The organism is Cytobacillus oceanisediminis (assembly GCF_003182355.1).
Taxonomy (GTDB): domain Bacteria; phylum Bacillota; class Bacilli; order Bacillales; family Cytobacillaceae; genus Cytobacillus; species Cytobacillus oceanisediminis_A.
Genome location: NZ_QGTW01000024.1, coordinates 39,682 through 57,583 on the forward strand (window position 1 = coordinate 39,682; position 17,902 = coordinate 57,583).

At 40.6% G+C, this 17,902-nt stretch carries 19 protein-coding genes, 2 tRNA genes and 1 rRNA gene; 4 read left to right on the forward strand and 18 right to left on the reverse strand.

Annotated features, from left to right (window positions below):
* Positions 1 to 95: 95 nt before the first annotated feature.
* The 5 genes from DFO73_RS26890 to DFO73_RS26910 all read right to left on the reverse strand — a co-directional run bounded on the left by DFO73_RS26890 (position 96) and on the right by DFO73_RS26910 (position 5,084).
* Positions 96 to 995 (reverse strand): carbohydrate ABC transporter permease, encoded by a 900-nt coding sequence (locus DFO73_RS26890; RefSeq protein WP_258309878.1) that lies wholly within the window; start codon positions 993 to 995, stop codon positions 96 to 98.
* Between the two features lie 3 nt (positions 996 to 998).
* Positions 999 to 1,886, reverse strand: a complete 888-nt coding sequence (locus DFO73_RS26895; protein WP_110067730.1) for a carbohydrate ABC transporter permease — start codon at positions 1,884 to 1,886, stop codon at positions 999 to 1,001.
* A gap of 152 nt (positions 1,887 to 2,038) precedes the next feature.
* On the reverse strand, positions 2,039 to 3,331 hold the full coding sequence (locus tag DFO73_RS26900; RefSeq protein ID WP_110067731.1) for an ABC transporter substrate-binding protein: 1,293 nt from the start codon (positions 3,329 to 3,331) through the stop codon (positions 2,039 to 2,041).
* 106 nt (positions 3,332 to 3,437) lie between these two features.
* Positions 3,438 to 4,280 carry a fructoselysine 6-kinase gene (locus DFO73_RS26905; protein ID WP_110067732.1) on the reverse strand — a complete coding sequence of 281 codons (843 nt, stop codon included), beginning with the start codon at positions 4,278 to 4,280 and terminating at the stop codon, positions 3,438 to 3,440.
* 66 nt (positions 4,281 to 4,346) lie between these two features.
* Complete coding sequence (locus tag DFO73_RS26910; RefSeq protein ID WP_258309894.1) at positions 4,347 to 5,084, reverse strand: GntR family transcriptional regulator; 738 nt, start codon at positions 5,082 to 5,084, stop codon at positions 4,347 to 4,349.
* 714 nt (positions 5,085 to 5,798) lie between these two features.
* Between DFO73_RS26910 and DFO73_RS26915 the strand changes: the two genes are divergently transcribed.
* A complete protein-coding gene (locus tag DFO73_RS26915; RefSeq protein ID WP_110067733.1) occupies positions 5,799 to 5,990 on the forward strand; it encodes a hypothetical protein in 192 nt (63 codons plus the stop codon).
* Positions 5,991 to 6,580: 590 nt separating this feature from the next.
* On the opposite strand, the gene groL is transcribed toward DFO73_RS26915, so the two are convergent.
* Together groL and groES are read right to left on the reverse strand one after the other, a co-directional pair.
* Positions 6,581 to 8,212, reverse strand: a complete 1,632-nt coding sequence (groL, locus tag DFO73_RS26925) for a chaperonin GroEL (protein WP_110067734.1) — start codon at positions 8,210 to 8,212, stop codon at positions 6,581 to 6,583.
* Positions 8,213 to 8,275: 63 nt separating this feature from the next.
* On the reverse strand, positions 8,276 to 8,560 hold the full coding sequence (groES, locus tag DFO73_RS26930; RefSeq protein ID WP_009336289.1) for a co-chaperone GroES: 285 nt from the start codon (positions 8,558 to 8,560) through the stop codon (positions 8,276 to 8,278).
* Positions 8,561 to 8,873: 313 nt separating this feature from the next.
* On the opposite strand from groES, the gene DFO73_RS26935 reads away from it, so the two are divergent.
* Positions 8,874 to 9,608, forward strand: a complete 735-nt coding sequence (locus DFO73_RS26935; protein WP_110067735.1) for a CPBP family intramembrane glutamic endopeptidase — start codon at positions 8,874 to 8,876, stop codon at positions 9,606 to 9,608.
* 149 nt (positions 9,609 to 9,757) lie between these two features.
* Complete coding sequence (locus tag DFO73_RS26940) at positions 9,758 to 9,961, forward strand: YdiK family protein (protein ID WP_110067736.1); 204 nt, start codon at positions 9,758 to 9,760, stop codon at positions 9,959 to 9,961.
* Between the two features lie 24 nt (positions 9,962 to 9,985).
* On the opposite strand, the gene tatC is transcribed toward DFO73_RS26940, so the two are convergent.
* The 4 genes from tatC to moaC form a co-directional block, all read right to left on the reverse strand.
* Entirely contained in the window at positions 9,986 to 10,741 is a 756-nt protein-coding gene (tatC, locus tag DFO73_RS26945) for a twin-arginine translocase subunit TatC (RefSeq protein WP_110067737.1), read from the reverse strand.
* A 16-nt stretch (positions 10,742 to 10,757) separates the two neighbouring features.
* Positions 10,758 to 10,925, reverse strand: a complete 168-nt coding sequence (gene tatA, locus DFO73_RS26950) for a twin-arginine translocase TatA/TatE family subunit (RefSeq protein ID WP_181396152.1) — start codon at positions 10,923 to 10,925, stop codon at positions 10,758 to 10,760.
* A 77-nt stretch (positions 10,926 to 11,002) separates the two neighbouring features.
* Complete coding sequence (locus DFO73_RS26955; RefSeq protein ID WP_110067739.1) at positions 11,003 to 11,647, reverse strand: redox-sensing transcriptional repressor Rex; 645 nt, start codon at positions 11,645 to 11,647, stop codon at positions 11,003 to 11,005.
* 26 nt (positions 11,648 to 11,673) lie between these two features.
* Complete coding sequence (gene moaC / locus DFO73_RS26960) at positions 11,674 to 12,156, reverse strand: cyclic pyranopterin monophosphate synthase MoaC (RefSeq protein ID WP_110067740.1); 483 nt, start codon at positions 12,154 to 12,156, stop codon at positions 11,674 to 11,676.
* Between the two features lie 254 nt (positions 12,157 to 12,410).
* Between moaC and DFO73_RS26965 the strand changes: the two genes are divergently transcribed.
* Positions 12,411 to 14,333 (forward strand): ABC-F family ATP-binding cassette domain-containing protein, encoded by a 1,923-nt coding sequence (locus tag DFO73_RS26965; RefSeq protein WP_110067741.1) that lies wholly within the window; start codon positions 12,411 to 12,413, stop codon positions 14,331 to 14,333.
* 228 nt (positions 14,334 to 14,561) lie between these two features.
* On the opposite strand, the gene tsaD is transcribed toward DFO73_RS26965, so the two are convergent.
* The 7 genes from tsaD to rrf form a co-directional block, all read right to left on the reverse strand.
* A complete protein-coding gene (tsaD, locus tag DFO73_RS26970) occupies positions 14,562 to 15,593 on the reverse strand; it encodes a tRNA (adenosine(37)-N6)-threonylcarbamoyltransferase complex transferase subunit TsaD (protein ID WP_110067748.1) in 1,032 nt (343 codons plus the stop codon).
* Entirely contained in the window at positions 15,590 to 16,039 is a 450-nt protein-coding gene (rimI, locus tag DFO73_RS26975; protein WP_110067742.1) for a ribosomal protein S18-alanine N-acetyltransferase, read from the reverse strand. The genes tsaD and rimI overlap by 4 nt, the downstream gene beginning before the upstream one ends.
* An 18-nt stretch (positions 16,040 to 16,057) precedes the next feature.
* Entirely contained in the window at positions 16,058 to 16,762 is a 705-nt protein-coding gene (gene tsaB / locus DFO73_RS26980) for a tRNA (adenosine(37)-N6)-threonylcarbamoyltransferase complex dimerization subunit type 1 TsaB (RefSeq protein ID WP_110067743.1), read from the reverse strand.
* Positions 16,759 to 17,214 (reverse strand): tRNA (adenosine(37)-N6)-threonylcarbamoyltransferase complex ATPase subunit type 1 TsaE, encoded by a 456-nt coding sequence (tsaE, locus tag DFO73_RS26985; protein WP_110067744.1) that lies wholly within the window; start codon positions 17,212 to 17,214, stop codon positions 16,759 to 16,761. The genes tsaB and tsaE overlap by 4 nt, the downstream gene beginning before the upstream one ends.
* Before the next feature lie 213 nt (positions 17,215 to 17,427).
* Positions 17,428 to 17,504 (reverse strand) — tRNA-Asp (locus DFO73_RS26990).
* A 3-nt stretch (positions 17,505 to 17,507) separates the two neighbouring features.
* Positions 17,508 to 17,581 (reverse strand) — tRNA-Met (locus tag DFO73_RS26995).
* 198 nt (positions 17,582 to 17,779) lie between these two features.
* Positions 17,780 to 17,896, reverse strand: a 5S ribosomal RNA gene (gene rrf, locus DFO73_RS27000).
* Positions 17,897 to 17,902: the final 6 nt, after the last annotated feature.

Here is a 17,902-nt window from a genome sequence, read left to right on the forward strand (position 1 = left end):
AAACCAATCATACGAAACTAGAGTGACGGAGAGGGAAGAGGAAAGCGAACCAACCCTTTCCTTTTCACTCCCCTATGACTCTTTACAAGTTTCTATTATCCTTTTACACTACCTGCCGACAGACCGCGCACAAATTGCTTTTGGAAAACAATATACGCGATAATCATTGGCAGCGCCGAAATGGCTAACCCCGCCAATTGGATTCCGAAATTGGTATTCAACTGACTTCTCAAATTCATCAGACCCACCGGAATCGTCCTTAGGGCAGAATCCTCCACAAAAACTAACGCAAACATAAATTCATTCCACACGTTCATTCCCGTTAATAACGCACACGAGGCAATAATCGGTTTTCCCATCGGAACAATTATATGTCGGTAAACCTTCCAGCTATTACATCCATCAATAATCGCTGACTCCTCAAGCTCTTTCGGAATCGACAGAAAATAGGAGCGCATTAAGAAAATTGAAAACGGCAGTTGAAATGCAACATATGGGAGAATTAACGCCCAATAAGTATTGTACAGTCCAATCGCCTGCAGTAATTTGTAAAGTGGAATTAAGCTGACCTGCGGCGCCAGCATTAGCCCGCTTAGGATAATAACAAGCAAAATATTCTGTCCTTTAAACTGGAAGCGGCTTAACCCAAAAGCGGCCATCGACCCCAGCAGTAATACCATTACGACCGATACCACCGTAATGAACACACTATTTAGGAAAAATTGGCCAATCCCGGCATCCCAAGCGGCCCGGTAATTCTCCCACAGCCATTTTTCCGGAAGCGACCAAGTATTTAAGAAAAAGTCAGCATTAGATTTTAGTCCGCTCAAGCCGAGCCAAAGGATCGGATAAATGATCACCAATGCAAAGAGACTAAACCATATAAGCACAACCGTTTGAAAAATTCTATTTTTCACCTTCAAAGACAGCTTGGAACTTCCTGTCTTGATTTCTTTTATTTCATTCGTCTCAACTACCGTATTGTTATTCGCCATTGCCTACGCCTCCTGTCCCGATTTGCCTATTTTTAGCTGAATTAAGGAAAGAGTAAGGGTGACTACAAAAATAATAGTCCCAATGGTAGAAGCATAACCCATTTCATCATTTCGGAAGGCTGCCCGATAAAGCATCGTTCCTAACACTTCGGTTGAACGGCCGGGTCCCCCATTTGTCATTACATACACTTCATCGAATACTTTGAACGCACCGATTACCGTAATCACCGTACCGACCAGAATCATTTCTTTCATTTGCGGCAAGGTGATGAAAAAGAACGTTTTTATCTTAGAAGCTCCATCAATCATAGACGCTTCATAATATTCAAAAGGGATTTTTTGCATGGCGAGTAAGAATAACATCACCATATAACCGGTGTACTGCCATTGTGAAACAGCAACAACAGCATAAATCGCCGTCTTACTGTCACCCAGCCAAGATATTGCCCATTCCGATTGTCCGATTGCATTTAACACCCCGTTCACTAAACCCACTTCTGGATTATAAAGGAGCTGCCATAACAAACCAACAACCGCAATTGAAATAACAGCGGGGATAAAAAAGACAGTCCGGAAAAATGGCTGAAACCTTCTAATCAATTTATCTTCTAATATGGCTGCAATGATTAAGCCCATACCTACCTGAAAAACCAATGAAATGACAGCGTACAGAGAATTATTTTTCAATGCAGTAAAAAAGATTGGATCTTTGAAAAGTCTGCCATAATACTCTAAGCCAACAAACACTCTTCCAGCTTCAAATGAATTCCACCGAAACAAACTGTTATATAGATTTAATACAATCGGCAAAAATACAAAAAAAAGGATGAATAGAAGCGCTGGCAAAATAAAAAGTATCGCAGTTTGGCTGTTTTTAAATGTTTTTGTCATCCCCAACTTCCTCCTAGGAGGGGGTAAGCTGGTGTGCCCTGCCTACCCTTTCTCATTTATAAAAAATGTAACATGTAGTAATATAGATTACTGTCTAGCTCCTGAACCCAGATGATAGTGGAATAGTCGCTTAACGGGTACTTCCGCTTTTCTTATTCCACTTCACTTTGTACTTGCTTAGCTACATCTTGTACATCTTTGATAATTTCTTCTGGAGATTTGGATCCATCAAGCAATAGCTGAATATTGGATAGATACACATCCGCTACCTTCGCATGGACATCTGTGTCGAGCCATTCAGCCATACCTTCAGCCTTCTTCATGACTTCAACACCTTCAGCCACTTCCTTCAAAGCTGTATCTTGGTTTGTAGCCCCATCAATAGGACTTGGCCAGCCAATTTGCTCCACAAGCTTTAAGGCGTTATCTTTACTTGTTAAATACTTCAAGAATTTAATCGCTTCTTTTGGATGTTTTGTTTTAGAAGAAACGATAAATCCATCCGGTGCTCCGGTAATGAAACTCTGACTGCCCTTGCCATCTGCAATGGACGGCATTGGGAAGAAGCCCCAGTTTCCTTTCATATTATTCTCGATCGTTTGAAATTCTTCTAATTCGACATAGAAGATTGCTCCCTTACCGGCTGCAAATAATTGTTGTCCCATATCATGAGAACTAGAGTTAACATTCTTCATAAAGTAACCCTTCTTATTCAAATCAGCTAACATTTGCATGGCTGTTATATAGCCTGGGTCTGTAAACTCACCTGATTTCGGATTATAGTCTTTCATTCTCACATCCTGGGCCACCATCTTTTGGTTTAAGCCTGTTAAGTAATGGATTGCTGCCCATGGACCTTGGTTACCTAGAATAATTGGCGTTTCTCCGCCCTTTTTCAAGGTGTCTAGCAATTGTATAAATTCATCCCAAGTAGTTGGCGCCTGCAGTTGATATTTATCAAAAATCTTCTTGTTGTAAACAAAAAATTTCCCATTGAAACGAAGCGGAATCCCGTAATTTATTTCATCTGATATAAAAGGCTGAAGAGATGCCGGAATAAAACTGTTCTTCCAAGCTGGATCTTCATTTAAATAAGGAGTTAAATCTAAAGCTGCATTTGCACGGACGAATTTCCTGGCAAATTCACCTGACCATGAAAACATAATATCTGGAACTTCGTTACCGCCTAGAATTACACGGAGTTTGTCTTTAATCGGTTCATCTGCAACCGCTTCCATTTTAATGGTGATATCTGGATTTTCCTTTTCAAAGGCTTCCACTACTTCTTCAAAATAAGGAGCGTATTCTGGCTGCGGCCACTTATGCAAAAACTTTAATACAACTTTCCCCGACTCTTCATTGCTAGAAGAGGAACTAGAGCATCCTGTCAGGACAAGAGCGAACACCATCAGTACTGCTAATAAAACGTTTATTTTCCTTCTCAATTCATTAACCCTCCTTATTTTTATAAAATCAACCTATACAAAAGCGGTATTCCTTCACCCCCCAACCTTCTATGAATGGATTTATATTTTAATCCCTTTAAGGAAATTAAAAGGGAATCCCATAACCAAAAGCACCCTCTACAAGACACGTCTTTGCCGCAAACTTGGCCCCTTCCTCCATACTGTTTTGGAGGAGGGTGGCTTCCTGAATTTCAGGGTTTTCTTTTTTTTCAGAAAGATAATGTAAGATAAATGCAGTAAAAAAGGAATCTCCGGCACCGAGTGTATCAACCGGCTGCACAAAGTGCGGCTCCTGGCGGTAAAAGGATTGACCGTTATAGACAATCGAGCCGCGTGAGCCCATTGTGCCCAATACTAATTTACTCCCATAGGAATGGGCACGTTTTAATAGATTCTCTACTTCCTCTTCGGCCAATTGCCCGCATGAGAGTAAGCTTATATCGATATGAGAGCAATTCTTCGCTAGCAATTCATCGTTATAATCACTCGAAAAATCATAGGATACCAGGATCCCGGATTCTTTTAATTTATTTAACTCTGAATCCATCTCACTATAGATGCTGCTATGGGCAATATCAAAGCTTTTAATATATTCCAAGTCTTCTGAGCTGAGGACAATCGGATGATCCATTTGAACACCGCCCCCATTTCCACCGATGAACACCCGGTCACCATCTACTAAATCAACTGCGGCAAACCCATTTTCCCCTTCATGCTGCCGGCAGTTAGAAATGTCAACATTCAAATTTTTTAAGGTGGCAATAATATGCTCTGCGGCCCGATCATTGCCGAACACTCCAAGATAGGCTGCCTCAATCCCTAACTGCTTCGCATAGACACTGAAATTCAAGGCATTTCCGCCTGGATACATCGTTTTTTTATAAACATATTTATCAACCACATTATCTCCAACACCGATTACCTTCATGAAAAAAACCTCCAAATCTCACTTTTGGTATATACCATTTAAACTAAGTTGAAATGATTTTAACTATCATTTCAACTTTAATTCAGAATAAAACTTGACTATATCACTTCTCGTTAAGGACGTGGAGAATTCTATTTCCTTTTCATTGGTATCAAAAGCAACTGCTTCTTGGAAGATACACGGACTCTCGGAACGTATTTTCAACAGCTTGCTCTCACTTTCATCGGAAACTGTGATCTGCATAAACTCCTTTGCCATGACAAGCACAACCCCATATTCTCTTTCTAAAATTTCATACAAAGAATCATTGTCGGTAATAATTTCATCGAGCCTAGGACAAAGCTTCTCTGGCAGGAATGATTCTTCAATCGAAATCGGAGTCTCATTAACATGCCGAAGCCGTTGAATAGCAATCATATTTTCTCCCAGGGGCAGTTTAAGCTTTTGAGCTAAATTAGGTGTGGCTTCCATTTTACGAATGGACAGAATCTGTGTGCTAGGTATTAATCCTTTACTCAGCATGTTCTTGGTAAAACTATTAAACGTAACAAAATCCAATTGGATTTTGTTATTGTTGATAAAAGTTCCCGACCCTACACGCCGCTCCACTACACCTTCCCGCTCCAAGATCGACAAGGTATGTCTTGCTGTCATCCGGCTGATTTGAAACTGCTCAGCCAATTCCCGTTCCGAAGGAAGCTTATCACCATGCTTAAGCTTTCCGCTTTCAATTTCATCGAGAATTTTATTTTTTAATTGTTTGTAAAAAGGAACATCCTCTTCATCTCTGATCATTCTGTTCATCTCTATTTCTCCCGTATATTCACGTATTTAATCTATATACAAAGGATATAGTATTTTTACTTCATTTGTAAATCTTGTTTCTTCCAATGGTATATACCATTGGAAGAAAAGCTAAGGGCATTCTATCTAGGAATTAGAGAATAGGAAATTAATTTTTAAGAGCGCTTACAATCGTTTTGAAATAAAAACAGGCTCTAGGATGATGTTTACCATAGGAGATTTTTAGAATGAGGTTCATTTTGTCAGTAACTGAACAACAGTGTAGTGTTTTTATAATTATCAGAATTATTAATTAAATATATAATAATTCAATTCCACCTCCTTGTCAATATATTTTCTACTAAACAAATATCTACAATATTAGTAAAATTGACCTAACTAAGGATTGGTAATTTCACCTTGTCCCCTGTCATTGCTAGAATTCTGCCTTTAGTCTTATAAGAATAATGTCGATATTAGTCCTGATTTTCCCTAAGGCAGGTTCCGTGTGCATTAAAATGAGAGTGTAATATCATTAACAGAAATTAGAGTAATCTGGAATAATTTTTATAGTTGCTGCGATTATTTTTTTTCACTAAGAAAATGTACGAAAAAGTATCTGGAATTAAACGAAAAGTACAGCCAAAATTATATGGATGGTATTCATGGTTGTGGAAGAATGATTTTTCGGAAAGCATTAACTCATAAAAAATAATCCTACTGAGGAGTTCAAAAATGCCCAAAAAGCAGCAAAGTATTGAAGAACTGGAGAAAGAAGAAGAGGATATTGTCTTTCGTGAAAAAGAAGAGCTTGCTCATTTTCTCAAGTATATGGACGGGCTTGAAATGGATCAACTTGTGTTGACAATACTTTCCTATACCGGTTTACGAATTTGTGAAATATTGGCCTTAAAATGGGGGATTTAAACGAAAAACAAGGTACTATTCGAGTTACTAAAACTCTTTATAACCCTAAAAAAATATCAGCTTTTAACACCAAAGACAAAGGGCTCTGTCCGTACTATAAAGATTGATGAAATGCTAATAAACATGTTTAAGAAGCATCGACTTAAACAAAATGAGATTAAATTAAAAACAGACTTGTTTATCAAGATAACGGATTTATTTTCGCCTAAGAGGATGGACATTCACAAATAAGAAAGTTTGTTGAGACCCGGCTTAAAAGGCTTCTGAAAAAAGCAGAAATAGAAAAAGAACATTACTCCACACTCTTTTAGACATACCCACACTTCATTATTAAAGCTGGAGTCGGCATTAAAGAAATACAACAGCGGCTAGGATATAAGGATATTAATTCTACGATGAATATCTATTCTCATATGACCGCCAATATGGAAGAAAGGCCTCCCATCAGTTTAGCAAACTGACGAAAGGCCTCCTCCTATAGTTAGCTTCATTTCTTGTTGGATTCGGTGTTTAGAAAACGAGGACAAATCCGAGAACAAGAAAAGCATATTAATATTTTTGACTTGATATAATTAGGTTTTAAAACCTAATTACATCATGCCGCCCATTCCGCCCATGCCACCCATATCAGGCATTGCAGGAGCTGGATTTTCTTCCGGCTTGTCAGCTACAACAGCTTCTGTTGTTAAGAACATAGCCGCAACAGATCCAGCGTTTTGAAGGGCTGAACGAGTTACTTTAGTTGGGTCAACAATACCGGCTTCGATCATGTTTACCCACTCGCCAGTAGCAGCGTTAAAGCCTGTTCCAACTGCTTCGCGCTTTAAGCGGTCAACAATGATAGAACCTTCTAAGCCTGCATTGTGAGCGATTGTGCGGACTGGCTCTTCCATCGCACGCAATACGATGTTAACACCAGTTGCTTCATCGCCTTCAGCTTCAATGGCAGCTACTTTATTGTAAACGTTTAGAAGGGCAACCCCACCGCCGGAAACGATACCTTCTTCTACAGCTGCACGTGTAGAGTTAAGGGCGTCTTCGATGCGAAGCTTGCGCTCTTTTAATTCAGTTTCAGTTGCAGCACCAACCTTAACAACTGCAACACCGCCAGCAAGCTTAGCTAGGCGCTCTTGTAATTTTTCGCGGTCAAATTCAGAAGTTGTTTCTTCCATTTGAGTGCGGATTTGGTTAACACGTCCGCCGATTTGCGCGCTGTCTCCAGCACCTTCAACGATTGTAGTGTTTTCTTTTGTAACAACAACTTTAGTAGCGCGTCCTAAAGAGTCGATTGTAGCGGACTTAAGGTCACGGCCAAGCTCTTCTGTAATCACTTCACCGCCAGTTAGAATAGCGATGTCTTCTAACATTGCTTTGCGGCGGTCACCAAAGCCAGGAGCTTTAACAGCAACTGCATTGAAAGTTCCGCGAAGCTTGTTAACTACCAATGTAGCAAGAGCTTCACCTTCAACATCCTCAGCTACAAGCAATAGTGGCTTGCCTTGCTGTACAACCTGCTCAAGAACAGGAAGGATTTCCTGGATGCTAGTAATCTTCTTATCAGTGATTAAGATATAAGGGTTTTCAAGAACGGCTTCCATCTTATCAGAATCTGTTACCATGTATGGAGAAGCATATCCGCGGTCGAACTGCATACCTTCTACCACATCAAGCTCAGTAGTGAATCCTTTAGATTCTTCAATTGTGATAACACCGTCGTTGCCAACGCGTTCCATAGCTTCAGCAATCAATTGGCCAACTTCATTGTCAGCAGCAGAAATCGCTGCAACTTGAGCAATTGATTCCTTGTTTTCAATTGGCTTTGAAATAGCTTTTAATTCTTCAACAGCAGTAGCAACCGCTTTTTCAATACCTTTGCGGATACCCATTGGGTTAGCGCCTGCAGTAACGTTCTTTAGTCCTTCACGGATCATCGCCTGTGCAAGAACTGTTGCAGTTGTTGTACCGTCACCAGCAACATCGTTTGTTTTGCTTGCAACTTCAGCAACAAGCTTAGCGCCCATGTTTTCAAAAGCATCTTCTAATTCGATTTCTTTCGCAATTGTAACACCATCATTAGTGATTAACGGAGAACCGAATTTTTTCTCAAGAACCACGTTGCGTCCTTTAGGTCCAAGAGTTACTTTTACTGCATTTGCAAGGGAATCTACACCGCGAAGCATCGCACGGCGAGCTTCTTCACTAAATTTAATCTCTTTAGCCATTTATAAAAACCTCCTCTGATTTTTAGCTCTTTATCGTTTTTAAAATCTACCGTATTTCGGCTACTAGCCAATTACAGCAAGAATATCGTTTTCACGTAAAATTAAGTATTCTTTGCCTTCGTACTTTACTTCAGTACCAGCATATTTTGAGAAGATAATGCGGTCGCCGTCAGCAACTTCAAGAGCAACGCGCTCACCATTTTCAAGAACGCGGCCAGTTCCCACAGCTACAACTTTACCTTCTTGAGGTTTTTCTTTAGCAGTGTCCGGCAGTACAATGCCGCTTGCAGTTTTTTCTTCAGTTTCAACAAGCTCGATAATAATTCGATCACCTAGTGGCTTTAACAAGTGAAACAACCTCCTCAAATATTATGTAAATTTTTTATTATTAGCACTCTCTCTAATCGAGTGCTAACACAATTATTATATTAATGAATCTCATTTCTATTTGCAAGGGTGAAGCTTAAATTTTTTAAAAAAATTTGCACCGTTCAAAACACGTCAAAATTCGACACAAACAACCTCCTAAGTATGCTTCACTTCTATTCTTTTTTGCTAAAAAATCCCAAATGCAGTGCTGAGATTTGAAACCAACTCCTTTTTAAGAGTAAAATGGCTTTAGTACATGTCTTAAAACCATCAATCTTAAGGGGTAAACATTTTGAAGAAGGAATACTGGATTATTTTAATAGCCTATATAGCTATGCAGCTTTCAAGTCTTTTCGGCGTTCCGCTGATCATGTTAATTGCAGACTTCCTGGGACAGAGTCCCGATAACATGCACATACTGGCGGTAGCCTACTGGCTGGTCATCAGTTTCACTATTACGTTGATTATTACGCTTCTTTTGCTGAGAAAAGAGATGAAAATAGGTTTGGCCCAAAGAGATGCTTCTTCTGCAGCAAGTGCAGTAGGCTGGGCAATTGGAGGCATATTTTTAGCGTTAATTGCTCAAGCTACAGCTGCAAGCATTGAAAACATGATCGGCGTTGAAATGGGATCTGAAAATACACAGCAAATCATCCGGATCATAGAAGCCTCCCCTGTCGTAATCTTGATTAGTTCAGTTGTTGGGCCCATCCTGGAAGAAATCGTATTCAGGAAGATTATTTTCGGTTCTCTTTATAAACGATTTAACTTCTTCCTATCTGCCCTGATTAGCTCTGTAATTTTTGCTCTTGCCCATTTTGAACCTGAACATATTCTTCTGTATTCGGCCATGGGCTTTACCTTTGCTTTCCTATATGTAAAAACAAAACGGATAATCGTACCGATTTTTGCCCACGTCGCCATGAATACTTTTGTTGCAATCATTCAGCTTAATCAGGGCAACCTGGAGAAGTGGTTGAAGGAAATGGAAAATGTACAAAGCTTTATCAGCTTTATCGCAGTCTAACGGGCAGTAAGCCAACACTATCGATTTCGGTAATAGGACGAGGTACGATTATGATGGCCAACTGCCCGTAAAGGCCCGATTTGTTCATCTAACACTCAGCGAAAAAAAACGCTTCGCTGGGTGAAGTTTCACTTTATTGGAGGATTTTAATGAGAAGCACACCTTTGTTTTCGGGCATCGTTTACATTCTGCTGGGATGTCTTTTTACCTTTATAGCCATTCAGAATATACAGCGTGAAGAAGCATGGGGATTCTTCACTTATTTTCTGATCATCATTGCCACATTCGATTTTGGCACCGGCCTGCGAATGGTTGGCTTCCATTTTAAATTGAAGAATAAAAATAAAAAATGAGCCTGAAATAAGGCTCATTTTTTGTTATGATTGTTCGCTTTCGATTTCCTGCAGCTTCTCTGCTTCCAATACTTTTTTATAGGAAATGCGAGAGATAAAAATACTGACTTCATATAAAAGCAGCAGCGGTATCGTGACCATCATATGGGATAAAAGATCCGGCGGTGTAATAAAGGCTGCTATTACTACTAATACAAAGTAAGCATATTTCCGTATTTTCACCAAATACATTGGCGTGACAATCCCCAGCCTTGTTAAAAACATGACCACAACTGGAAGCTGGAACAGCACTCCGAATGGAATGGTCAGCTGGAAAAGAAATTGAAAATATTCATTTATCCCGATTACTTGATTGATATCCAGCCGATTGGCAATTGAAGTCATGAACTCGACTACAAATGGAAATAAAATAAAATAAGCGAATGCGATTCCGCCGACAAATAGAATAACAGAAACGGGTATATAACTAAGTGTTACTTTCCGCTCTTTATCTGATAGCCCCGGACTGATAAACGCCCATAGCTGATATAAAATCACTGGTGATGTAATAATAAAAGCGATCAGGAAAGCAAATTGCATATAAATTTTAACCGGATCGGTTAACCGGAAAGCATTCATCGTCAGTTCCTTCGCTTCATCCGCTTTTTGCAAATATACAATCAGCGGCTCAGCCAGGAAAAAGCTAAATATCACAGCGATAAAGAAAAAGATGACTGAAATAACAATCCTTTTTCTTAGCTCGCCTATATGTTCATATATCGTCATATCATTATGACTCATAACTATTCATCCTAACTTACTTAGCATCTTTTTTATCGTCATCCTCCGCTAAGCCTTTTGCTGCGTTTTTAAATTCACGTAGAGTACTCCCCGCTGCTCTTCCCAATTCCGGAAGTTTCTTTGGGCCAAAAATCACTAATGCAATTAAGATAATGAGTATGAGGCTTCCAGGTCCAAGATTCATCATTGCCGCACACCTCCCCTTACCTATAATAGCGAATCCATAACAATCTTCAAGTATTTTCTTTTGGAATGCAGGGCTTACGTTTCTGCCGGATAATTTTTCAAGAAGTAAACCAGTGACTGCAATTCAACAGCCAGGTCTATATGGTGAATCCGAATGGACGACGGCACAGTCAGCCTGGCAGGCGTAAAATTCAGGATGCCTTTAATTTTAGCTTTAACCATCCGATCTGTAATCGCCTGGGCAGGCGGTGCCGGAACTGTTAAGATAGCCACCTGAATATCATTTTCTTCAATGACCTTTACCAGGTCATCCATATGATAGACAGGCACATCTCCTATCTTTGTCCCTACCTTGTTCTCGTCCACATCAAAAGCAACTTCTATCTTTGTATTATTATTCTTGAGAAAATTATAATTTAAAAAGGCTGTCCCTAAATTACCTACTCCGACCAAAGCGACTTTAGTCAGTTCATCCTGATCTAGGGTTTTACGGAAAAAGGATAGCAGATAATTTACATTATAGCCGTAACCTTTTTTCCCTAACGCACCAAAGTAAGAAAAGTCCCGGCGGATTGTTGCCGAATCCACCTTAACCGCTTCACTGAGTTCCGCTGATGATACCCTTTGTTTCCCTGAGGAGTGGAGGTTTTTAAGAAAGCGATAATATAAAGGAAGCCGTTTAGCTGTGGCTTGCGGTATTTTCATTGGTTCATTGGCCATTCGTACATCTCCGTCCCTATGATGTATTAGTCTCTTTTAAAATCTCCGTTTTTCCCGCCTGTTTTTTCTATTAAAAAGGTTGGTCCGATTATCATTCCTTTATCTACTGCTTTACACATATCATAAACAGTTAGAGCACAAACAGAAGCTGCTGTTAACGCTTCCATTTCCACACCCGTATTTCCTTTTGTCTTTACAGAAGCAGTGATGAGCAGAATATATTCTTCCTGCCCGGTTTTCCATGAAAAAGAAATATCCACGCCAGTCAGCGGCAGCGGATGACACATCGGAATAATATCCCATGTCTTCTTGCTGGCCATGATGCCGGCAACCTGTGCAACAGAAAGCACATCCCCTTTTTTCATAGTATTGGATGTAATCTTTTCATATATTTCTTTATTAACAGTTATGCTTGATTGGGCAATGGCTGTCCGCGCTGTTTCAGGCTTGTCGCTGACATCCACCATTTTTGCTCTGCCCTCTTGATTAAAATGGGTAAAATCCGCCATCAAAAAACACCTCTCTCCAAAATCATACACTATTTTACCCCATCTTTGTACGTGCTTTGTATGCTTCTTCACATATTTCTTTACTATTTTCCTATAAAATATTTCCATTCAGCACCTGCAGGATAAAAGGCCTGCCTCCGGGCGGGCCTCAACTAACCACCAACGTGTAAAACATTCCGTTGATGGAAGTTTCACTTTATTGCCGAACATATATGAATAAGTTACACTTACTCTATACTATAGAGGTGAAAAAAATGATACTTTTACAAGTAAATCAGCTAACCAAAAATTTTGCTGCTGATCCTATTTTAACGAATATAAAGCTTGAAGTACAAACTAGGGATCGGATTGCCCTTGTCGGACGGAATGGAGCAGGAAAATCTACCCTTTTGAAGATAATAGCCGGCCATATGGCGTATGATTCCGGCGACATCATTAAACCCAAGGAAGTAACGATTGGATACCTGGCACAAAATACCGGCCTTGAATCCAACCTTTCCATTTGGGATGAGATGCTGACAGTGTTCGAGCATTTACAGAAGCAGGAGAAACAGCTGCGCCGTCTTGAAGAACAAATGTCAGATCCTGACGCCATGAATAATTCTGATGCATACGATCGAATCTTAAAGGATTATGATAAACTTCAGGTAGAATTCAAAGAAAATGGCGGCTACCAATATGAAGCGGATATTCGCTCCATTCTTCATGGGCTGAACTTCAATTCTTTCAGCTACGATACGAAAATTTCATCCTTAAGCGGCGGCCAAAGAACAAGGCTTGCCCTTGGAAAGCTTTTGCTTACAAAGCCCAATATTCTCATATTGGACGAGCCTACAAACCACCTGGACATTGAAACATTATCATGGCTGGAGCAATACTTGCAGAGCTATGACGGTGCCATTCTAATTGTTTCACATGACCGTTATTTCCTGGATAAAGTGGTTTCACAGGTATACGAAATTTCAAGGCACCAAATACGTAAATATCCTGGAAACTATAGCTCCTATTTGGACCAAAAAGCGGAAAACTTTGAACGCGAAATGAAGCAATTTGAAAAACAGCAGGAGGAAATTTCAAAGCTTCAGGATTTTATCCAGCGCAACCTTGCCCGAGCATCTACAACCAAACGAGCCCAAAGCAGGAGAAAGCAGCTTGCGAGAATGGAAGTGATGGACAGACCGCTTGGAGACGAGAAGTCCGCATCCTTTGGCTTTGATATTGAAAGGCAGTCTGGCAATGAGGTTTTAAATGTAAACTTACTCGCTGTCGGATATGAAGATAAAGTTTCTGAAAATATTTCCTTCCGCCTTGCCAGAGGAGAAAGCATTGCCCTTGTAGGGCCGAATGGAATCGGCAAATCTACTTTACTGAAAACGATTGTGAAAAAGATACCGGCTCTTTCCGGTGATATACAATATGGATCCAATGTAACAATCGGATACTATGACCAGGAACAGGCTGAGCTTACTAGCAATAAGCGAGTCCTCAACGAATTATGGGATGAATATCCGCTTAAGCCTGAAAAGGAAATCCGCACGATCTTAGGCAATTTTTTATTTTCCGGTGATGATGTCCTTAAAACCGTATCAACTCTTAGCGGCGGTGAAAAAGCCCGCCTGGCGCTGGCAAAGCTCATGATGCAGAAAGCTAATTTCTTAATTTTGGATGAGCCGACAAACCATCTTGATCTGGATAGCAAAGAAATCTTGGAAAATGCTTTAATTGACTATCCGGGAACTATTCTTTTCGTTTCCCATGACCGTTATTTTATCAACAGAATAACAACAAAGGTGATAGAGCTTTCCAGCAGCGGTGCAGCTGAATATCTTGGGGATTACGACTATTTTGTTGAAAAGAAGCAGGAGCAAGAAGAACTGCAGGCATTCGATCAAAATGACAATGCTCATTCTGCACAGCCTTCAAAACAGGAAAAAAACAATTATCAGCTTGATAAGGAAACAAAAAAGCTCGAAAGACAAAGAAAAAGAAGAATGGAAGAAATCGAAGAGCATATAGAAGCTTTGGAAAAGAGGATCGAAGAGTATGATCAGCTTCTCTGCGATCCGGAAGTTTATCAAGACCACGAAAAAGTATTGGAAATAACAAATGAAAAAGATGATTTGAAAGCAAAGCTGGAAGAACTGATGGATGAATGGACAGTTTTAGCAGATGAGTAATGTGGGAAAATTCATAACTTTTAGACTGGTAGGATAGTCACTGCCAGTCTTTTTTATTATCCACAAAGATAACCACAAACAAAAGTCGATTATATTCGGTCTCCACAGGGTTTTCCACATTGTCCACAGAAACATGGTGTTTTATCCACATTATCAACATAAAATTCAGAAAATGACCATTTTATCCACAAAAAAAGCCCCCAGGACAACCGGGGACTTTTACCTATATTATTTATCATTGTGGATAGCAATATCCAAGCCTGGGTTTGCATTTAAATCCAAGCCCGAATGAATGCCTTTTACAAATAAAATACTGCCTGCAGCTCCAATCATGGCTGCATTATCTGTACATAAAGATAGTGGAGGGATAATTAACTCTATTCCCGGATTATTTGCAAACTTGTCCTCCAATGCTGAACGCAATCCTTTATTCGCTGCTACACCGCCTGCCAGCAGAAGTTGTTTAACCTTATATTCCTCCACAGCTCTTCCCGTTTTCGTCACCAGTACATCTATGACACTTTGCTGAAAACTTGCCGCAAGATCCTCGGGGACAATTTTCTCCCCACGCTGTTCAGCATTGTGGACAGTGTTAATAACTGCTGATTTTAAACCGCTGAAGCTAAAGTCATAGGACCCTTCTTCCAGCCAGGCCCTTGGCAAATTGATCGAAGGCTCCCCTTCATGTGCAAGCCTGTCTATATGCGGCCCCCCTGGATAGGGAAGGCTCAATGTTCTTGCTACCTTATCATAAGCCTCCCCTGCAGCATCATCCCTTGTTTCGCCAATCACTTCAAAATGGCCATGTTCCTTCATATAGACAAGCTCTGTATGGCCTCCTGATACAACAAGAGAAAGCAAAGGAAACTTCATTTCAGCAACTAATCGGTTAGCATAAATATGCCCTGCAATGTGATGCACGCCTACAAGCGGTATCCCATGGGCAAAAGCAATCGCTTTTGCAGCATTTACACCGATAAGAAGTGCTCCAACAAGGCCAGGCCCTTCAGTTACAGCAATTGCAGATAGATCCGAATAAGTAATTCCTGCCTGGTTTAATGCTTCTTCCAATATAATAGTTATTTGTTCGACATGGTGGCGGGAAGCAATTTCCGGAACTACTCCGCCGAACCGTTTATGGCTTTCTATTTGGGATGCAACAACATTTGCCGCAATCTCCCGGCCATTCTTAATGATGGCAACTGCTGTCTCATCACAGCTCGTCTCTATTCCCATGACCCATTGATCTTTTTTATTCATAAATTCACCCACATTACTAAAGCATCCTCTTGATTATCAGTATAATAGTTCTTTCTAATTGCCCCATCCTGGAAGCCGAGTTTGCGGTATAAGGACTGTGCTGTAAAATTGGATACCCTGACTTCAAGGGTCATCGTTTTGGCACCCATTTCAACGGCAACCTCAATTATCTTGCGCATTAGTGCTTCACCAAGTTTCCTTCCCCTATATTCGGGCAGCATTGCAACATTGGTGATATGAGCTTCGTCCACTACTATCCAAACTCCGCAATAGCCTATCACTTTTTCCTCTTCTTCTAAAACTACGTATACGGCAAACTGATTCTGTGTTAATTCGTTATAAAAGGCTTCCCTGCTCCAGGGAGTAGCAAACGATTTTTGTTCAATTTCCAAAACATCATCAATATCCTGCTCATTCATAAAACGGAAAGTTAAGGACTTATTCATGCTTTCGCTTCCTTATCACTATAGCTTTTTTTCTTTGTTCGCTTCAATCCAATTGGCTTCGGCTTCCGCAAGACGAATATAATTGGGAACAAAAGAATGAACTTCCTCACCCTCTCGGTCTCTGCCCAATAAAGCAAGTTCTGCAGGCCTTGGATTGTGTTCCGTGGGTGCTGCATATATAGCTTGATCTTTGAGTGTATCCTCAAAGACACCCTGATGCAGCGGCAAATCGTTTCCTATGAAAAGCACCTTCTCATTTTGTTCTGAAAGCTGTTCAGCCCAATCTTTAGAAAGAAGCAGCTGGTCTTTCACGAGAGAAACCAACTGACCTTCCTTATATTGATACAGGCCTGTATAAATCTGTCCTCTCCTGGCATCGAATAAAGGGGATACTACCCCATCAAAATACCTTCCTGCAGAAGCAGCAAAAATCTCCAAGCTTGATACTCCTGCCAGCGGTATATTTAATGTCCATGCAAGTGTTTTGGCTATAGTTACACCAATGCGGACTCCAGTATAAGAACCAGGCCCTTTCGCAACCACGATCTTATCTAAATCAGCTGGTTTGACATCACAATCTTTCATTAACATATCAATAGCCGGCATAACCCGGATAGAGTGATTCTTCTTCACATTTGTAATATATTCGCCTATTACCTTATCACCATCGAGGAGGGCCACTCCTAGAGGATAATTGGATGTATCGATGGATAGCACCTTCATGACATAATCTCCTTACACAATTCCTCATATCTCTTTCCTGTTGGTTCCAAAACCAGCCTTCTTGATCCGTTGTCTCCCAAATATAAATAAACCGTCAACAATTCATCAGGAAGCTGGTCTTTAATTAAATGAGCCCATTCTACAACTGTGACCCCATTGCCTTCAAAATATTCATCAAACCCCAGATCTTCAAAGGAATCTTCCACTCTATACACATCCATATGATAAAGAGGCAACCTTCCCTGGTATTCCTTTATAATCGTAAAAGTTGGGCTATTAACATTCCTGGTAACACCCAGGCCCTGTGCCAGCCCCTTTGTAAATGTCGTTTTGCCTGCACCTAAATCACCTTCCAGAGCAAGAACATCCCCCGGCCGGAGCAAGCTGCCAAGTCGTTTTGAAAATCCAATGGTATCCTCCGGCTGGTTCGAGATAAACTCAAACTGACTCATATTATTTCATCACCTTTAATGGTTTAATCTGCGTATGAACAAAAAAACCTTAGGATAAATCCTAAGGAGAATAATCTATATGTAGTGTACATCATTTTAAATCAATGGGCAAAGCATGCCATCTTTCATTAGTCGGTGCACTAGAGCGAAGACCAAAAAAGACATAAAAAAAGACGAAACCTTGTTTCGTTCTTTCAATTAAAGCTATAAAAATGGCGGTCCGGACGGGACTCGAACCCGCGACCTCCTGCGTGACAGGCAGGCATTCTAACCAACTGAACTACCGGACCGGATTGCGGGGGCAGGATTTGAACCTGCGACCTTCGGGTTATGAGCCCGACGAGCTACCGGACTGCTCCACCCCGCGATAGTATTATTTATGTGATTTTTCTATGCTCACATATAGCATAAGGACTGTCCCGATCTCAGGAAGCATAACCAAGATGCGTCTCGATCGGTACAACTCGCAGAATATTCTTTGAACCAACGCTCGTTGCTCCACCCCGCGATAATAGTCTTTATTTGATTTTAAAACATGCCCATATATAGCAATTAGAAAACCAAAGCCCGGCAGCGTCCTACTCTCACAGGGGGACAGCCCCCAACTACCATCGGCGCTGAGAAGCTTAACTTCCGTGTTCGGTATGGGAACGGGTGTGACCTTCTCGCTATCGCCACCAGACTATTT

Bases quoted from the DNA above. Each gene is read 5' to 3' on its own strand.
- DFO73_RS26955 (WP_110067739.1), bottom strand. From the start codon at position 11,647: ATGGCCAATGAACCAATGAAAATACCGCAAGCCACAGCTAAACGGCTT.
- DFO73_RS26890 (WP_258309878.1), bottom strand. From the start codon at position 995: ATGGCGAATAACAATACGGTAGTTGAGACGAATGAAATAAAAGAAATC.
- groL (WP_110067734.1), bottom strand. From the start codon at position 8,212: ATGGCTAAAGAGATTAAATTTAGTGAAGAAGCTCGCCGTGCGATGCTT.
- DFO73_RS26940 (WP_110067736.1), top strand. From the start codon at position 9,758: ATGAGAAGCACACCTTTGTTTTCGGGCATCGTTTACATTCTGCTGGGA.
- tsaB (WP_110067743.1), bottom strand. From the start codon at position 16,762: ATGAAGGTGCTATCCATCGATACATCCAATTATCCTCTAGGAGTGGCC.
- DFO73_RS26915 (WP_110067733.1), top strand. From the start codon at position 5,799: ATGCCCAAAAAGCAGCAAAGTATTGAAGAACTGGAGAAAGAAGAAGAG.
- rimI (WP_110067742.1), bottom strand. From the start codon at position 16,039: ATGAATAAGTCCTTAACTTTCCGTTTTATGAATGAGCAGGATATTGAT.
- DFO73_RS26910 (WP_258309894.1), bottom strand. From the start codon at position 5,084: ATGAACAGAATGATCAGAGATGAAGAGGATGTTCCTTTTTACAAACAA.
- tatA (WP_181396152.1), bottom strand. From the start codon at position 10,925: ATGAATCTTGGACCTGGAAGCCTCATACTCATTATCTTAATTGCATTA.
- DFO73_RS26905 (WP_110067732.1), bottom strand. From the start codon at position 4,280: ATGAAGGTAATCGGTGTTGGAGATAATGTGGTTGATAAATATGTTTAT.
- tsaD (WP_110067748.1), bottom strand. From the start codon at position 15,593: ATGAATAAAAAAGATCAATGGGTCATGGGAATAGAGACGAGCTGTGAT.
- DFO73_RS26965 (WP_110067741.1), top strand. From the start codon at position 12,411: ATGATACTTTTACAAGTAAATCAGCTAACCAAAAATTTTGCTGCTGAT.
- moaC (WP_110067740.1), bottom strand. From the start codon at position 12,156: ATGGCGGATTTTACCCATTTTAATCAAGAGGGCAGAGCAAAAATGGTG.
- DFO73_RS26895 (WP_110067730.1), bottom strand. From the start codon at position 1,886: ATGACAAAAACATTTAAAAACAGCCAAACTGCGATACTTTTTATTTTG.
- tatC (WP_110067737.1), bottom strand. From the start codon at position 10,741: ATGAGTCATAATGATATGACGATATATGAACATATAGGCGAGCTAAGA.
- tsaE (WP_110067744.1), bottom strand. From the start codon at position 17,214: ATGAGTCAGTTTGAGTTTATCTCGAACCAGCCGGAGGATACCATTGGA.